Raw genomic sequence first — 4,187 nt, 5'->3', positions numbered from 1 at the left:
CCGCGAAAGCCTGCTGGCTGCGCTGTCGGCTGCGCGCAGTGACGGCACGACGCCGCTGGATGCAGCACGCGCGGCCCTGCATGCGCTGGAGGCGATCCGCGTGTGCGTGACGGACAAACTGGGCCGCGAATGGGCGCCCGACGAAGGCGATGCGGAGAAAGCGCTGCAGCGGATCGCGCGCGAAGTGCCGCTGCCGGAGCCGCAACCGGTCTCGCTCGACATGCAGCCGGCCGCGCCCGGCGACGCGTCGCGGACCGGCCCTGCAACAACCGCAGCCGCAGCGTCCGCGAGGCCGAATGCCCACGCCTGGCGCGATGCCGAGGTCACGAGCCGCGACGACGTGCGCATCGGTCTCGACAAGATGTGCCGCTATTTCGAACAACACGAGCCGAGCCATCCAGCGCCGTTGCTGCTGCGACGCGCGCAGCGGCTGCTCACGCTCGACTTCTACGAAATCATCCGCGATCTCGCACCGGAGAGCCTGCCGAAGCTGGACCTGCTGAGCGGCGAGCGGAGCGAATGAAACGAATGAAAGCCGCCGCCATGCGGGCGGCGACGACGGACTGCGCAACCTGATCGATGTGAAGGAGTGGACGATGACGGACAGAACCAAGGCGGCGGGCAGCGGACAGAAGTTCATCGCGCGCAATCGGGCGCCGCGCGTGCAGATCGAGTACGACGTCGAGACCTACGGCGCCGAACGCAAGGTGCAGTTGCCGTTCGTGATGGGCGTGATCTCGGACCTGGCGGGCAAGCGGGCCGAGCCGCTGCCGGACCTGCCGGAGCGCAAGTTCCTCGAGATCGACGTCGACAACTTCGACGAGCGGATGAAATCGGTCGCGCCGCGCGTCGCGTTTCAGGTACCGAACACGCTGACCGGCGAAGGGATGCTCAACGTCGACATGACGTTCGAGCAGATCGACGATTTCTCGCCGGCCGCGATCGCGCGCAACGTCGACGCATTGCGGCGGCTGCTGGAGGCGCGCACCGAGCTGTCGAACCTGCTGTCGTACATGGACGGCAAGCATGGCGCCGAACAGCTGATCGAGCGCGCCATCAACGATCCCGACCTGCTGAAGACGCTCGTGCGCAACCCGCACGAGCCCGCGCAGGGCGGCGACGCGACCCAACCGGAGGCCCGCGATGAATGATCCCGTCCAATCCCGCGCGGACACACGCGACGCCGCGCAACCGGCCGTCGCGCACGACGAATTCGCCGCGCTGCTGCAGAAGGAATTCAAGCCGAAGACGGCCGAGGCGCGCGAGTCGGTCGAACGCGCGGTGCGCACGCTCGCGCAGCAGGCGCTCGAACATACGGTCGGCATGACGACCGATGCATACGGCAGCGTGAAGCAGATCATCGCGGAGATCGACCGCAAGCTGTCCGAGCAGATCAACCAGATCCTGCATCACAACGAATTCCAGACGCTCGAAGGCGCGTGGCGCGGGCTCCATTACCTCGTCACGCACACCGAGACCGACGAACTGCTGAAGATCAAGGCGCTGCCGGCGTCGCGCAACGAGGTCGCGCGGATGCTGAAGCGCTACAAGGGCGTCGCGTGGGACCAGAGCCCGCTGTTCCGCAAGATCTACGAAGAGGAATACGGGCAGTTCGGCGGCGAGCCGTTCGGCTGCCTGGTCGGCGATTTCCATTTCAACCACAGCCCGCCCGACGTCGAGATGCTCGGCGAGCTGTCGAAGATCGCAGCGGCCGCGCACGCGCCGTTCATCGCGGGCGCGTCGCCGGAGCTGATGCAGATGGATTCGTGGCAGGAGCTGTCGAACCCGCGCGACCTCACGAAGATCTTCCAGAACACCGAATACGCGGCGTGGCGCAGCCTGCGGCAGTCGGAGGATTCGCGCTACATCGGCCTCGCGATGCCGCGTTTTCTCGCGCGGCTGCCATACGGCGCGCGCACCAACCCGGTCGACGAATTCGACTTCGAGGAAGACACCGACGCCGCGAACCACGACCGCTACACCTGGGCGAACTCGGCGTACGCGATGGCCGCGAACATCAACCGCTCGTTCAAGCAGTTCGGCTGGTGTTCGTCGATCCGCGGCGTCGAATCGGGCGGGGCGGTCGAAGGGCTGCCGAGCCATACGTTCCCCACCGACGACGGTGGCGTCGACCAGAAATGCCCGACCGAGATCGCGATCAGCGACCGCCGCGAGGCCGAGCTCGCGAAGAACGGCTTCATGCCGTTCGTGCACCGGAAGAACTCGGATTTCGCGGCGTTCATCGGCGCGCAGTCGCTGTACCAGCCGGCCGAGTACCACGATCCCGACGCGACCGCGAATGCGCGGCTGTCCGGCCGCCTGCCGTACTTGTTCGCGTGCTGCCGCTTCGCGCATTACCTGAAGTGCATCGTGCGCGACAAGATCGGCTCGTTCCGCGAACGCGACGACATGGAGCGCTGGCTGAACGACTGGATCATGAACTACGTCGACGGCGACCCGATCAATTCGTCGCAGGAAACCAAGGCGCGCAAGCCGCTCGCGGCCGCGCAGGTGGTGGTCGACGAAGTCGAGGACAACCCCGGCTACTACACGTCGAAATTCTTCCTGCGGCCGCACTACCAGCTCGAAGGGCTCACCGTGTCGCTGCGGCTCATCTCGCGGCTGCCGACCGCGAAGGCGGCCAACGAGTGAGTGGCGCAGCAGGCAACGATCGGCATTCAACGCGGCATTCATCCTGACATCGCACTGAAACGGAGACGGCAATGGGCGTGGCAATGTTTATGAAGGTGGACGGCGTGACCGGCGAATCGGCGGACGCACAGCACAAGGGCTGGACCGACATCCAGTCGTTCACGTGGGGCGCGAGCCAGCCGGGCGCGATGGCGAGCGGCAGCGGCGGCAACGCGGGCAAGGCGAGCTTCAACGATCTCGTCGTCGCTGCGTACATGGACAAGGGTGCGCCCGCGATCATCAAGAACTGCGCGAACGGCAAACATCTTTCGACGGTCGAGATCTCCGCGTGCAAGACGGGCGGCACGCAGGTCGAGTTCATGCGCGTGACGCTGCAGGAGGTGCTCGTCACGTCCGCGCAGGTCGCGGGCATCGATCCGGGCGACGTCGCCGACCGGCTGATGATGCACTACGGCTTCCAGGCCGCGAAGGTGAAGAAGCAGTACTGGCAGCAGAACGACAACGGCGGCAAGGGTGCGGAGGTGACCGTCGGCTGGAACATCAAGGAAAACACCGAGATGTGACGGCGCGGAGATGACCATGGACGACCCGCGAACCCGCGACGGCCGGGAGGGCAGCCTGCGCGACCGGCTCCAGCCCGCGCTGCTCGACCGGCTCACCGACGACACGCCGCAGCGCGCGACCGAGGCGCACGGCGCGCAGTGGATCGGCACCGAACGCCTGCGCGCGGCCGTGCTGCGCGATCTCGCGTGGCTGCTCAACACGCGCAACGCCGAGGACGGTTTCGTCGACTGGTCGGCGTTCGCGCACGCGCAGGCATCGGTGCTCAACTACGGGATGCGGCCGCTCGTCGGCAAGCCGATGTCGGGCGTCGAGCGGATGTCGGTCGAGGCGTCGATCCGCGATGCGATCGTGCGCTTCGAGCCGCGCATCGCGCCCGACAGCGTCGAAGTGCGCAGCGTCATCGATGCGCCCGGCGGCCGCGCCGGCGAACGGCGTCACAACGTGCTGCTGTTCGAGATTCGCGGCACGCTGTGGTCGATCCCGCATCCGCTCGAATTCGTGCTGCGCTCCGACCTCGATCTCGAGACGGGCGCGATGTCGCTGCAATCCGTGGCGGGGGCCTGACGCGATGGATACGCGCCTGCTCGACTACTACAACCGCGAACTCGCGTACCTGCGCGAGCTCGGCGGCGAATTCGCCCAGCAGTTCCCGAAGGTGGCCGCGCGGCTGCGGCTCAATGAATCGGGGCCGCCCGACCCGTACGTCGAGCGGCTGCTCGAAGGCTTCAGCTTTCTCACCGCGCGCGTGCAGCTCAAGATGGACGCCGAGTTTCCGCGCTTCACGCAGGCGTTGCTCGATGCCGTGTATCCCGGCTATGTCGCGCCGCTGCCGTCGATGGCGATCGTGCGGTTCGCGCCGATGCTGAACGAAGGCAGCCTCGCGCAAGGCTGGCGGCTGCCGGCCGGCACCGCGCTGCGCGCGAGCCCGGCCGCGTCCGAGCAGACCGCATGCGAATTCCGCACCGCGCACG

General features: G+C 67.2%; 5 protein-coding genes and 1 pseudogene. All 6 read left to right on the top strand.

Annotated features, from left to right (window positions below; translation table 11 throughout):
• Positions 1-523, top strand: a pseudogene (locus G3N93_RS35435) (type VI secretion system protein TssA); the annotation flags it as partial.
• Positions 524-596: 73 nt separating this feature from the next.
• Positions 597-1,151: a type VI secretion system contractile sheath small subunit gene (tssB, locus tag G3N93_RS35430; RefSeq protein WP_011355191.1), complete on the top strand. Its 555-nt coding sequence runs from the start codon at positions 597-599 to the stop codon at positions 1,149-1,151.
• A complete protein-coding gene (gene tssC, locus G3N93_RS35425) occupies positions 1,144-2,652 on the top strand; it encodes a type VI secretion system contractile sheath large subunit (RefSeq protein ID WP_046547841.1) in 1,509 nt (502 codons plus the stop codon). The genes tssB and tssC overlap by 8 nt, the downstream gene beginning before the upstream one ends.
• Before the next feature lie 71 nt (positions 2,653-2,723).
• A complete protein-coding gene (locus G3N93_RS35420; protein WP_011355189.1) occupies positions 2,724-3,215 on the top strand; it encodes a type VI secretion system tube protein Hcp in 492 nt (163 codons plus the stop codon).
• Between the two features lie 16 nt (positions 3,216-3,231).
• On the top strand, positions 3,232-3,780 hold the full coding sequence (gene tssE / locus G3N93_RS35415; protein WP_206135057.1) for a type VI secretion system baseplate subunit TssE: 549 nt from the start codon (positions 3,232-3,234) through the stop codon (positions 3,778-3,780).
• Positions 3,781-3,784: 4 nt separating this feature from the next.
• On the top strand, positions 3,785-4,187 hold a 403-nt coding region (locus G3N93_RS35410; RefSeq protein WP_206135056.1), incomplete at its 3' end, for a type VI secretion system baseplate subunit TssF.

The organism is Burkholderia sp. Se-20378 (assembly GCF_017104665.1).
GTDB classification, from domain to species: domain Bacteria; phylum Pseudomonadota; class Gammaproteobacteria; order Burkholderiales; family Burkholderiaceae; genus Burkholderia; species Burkholderia lata.
The sequence above is the reverse complement of the archived record's forward strand: the minus strand, read 5'-3'. Positions and strand labels throughout refer to the sequence as shown.

What these genes read in the sequence shown, in the direction of transcription:
- tssB (WP_011355191.1), top strand. Translation starts at nt 597, where the DNA reads ATGACGGACAGAACCAAGGCGGCGGGCAGCGGACAGAAGTTCATCGCG.
- tssC (WP_046547841.1), top strand. Translation starts at nt 1,144, where the DNA reads ATGAATGATCCCGTCCAATCCCGCGCGGACACACGCGACGCCGCGCAA.
- G3N93_RS35420 (WP_011355189.1), top strand. Translation starts at nt 2,724, where the DNA reads ATGGGCGTGGCAATGTTTATGAAGGTGGACGGCGTGACCGGCGAATCG.
- tssE (WP_206135057.1), top strand. Translation starts at nt 3,232, where the DNA reads ATGGACGACCCGCGAACCCGCGACGGCCGGGAGGGCAGCCTGCGCGAC.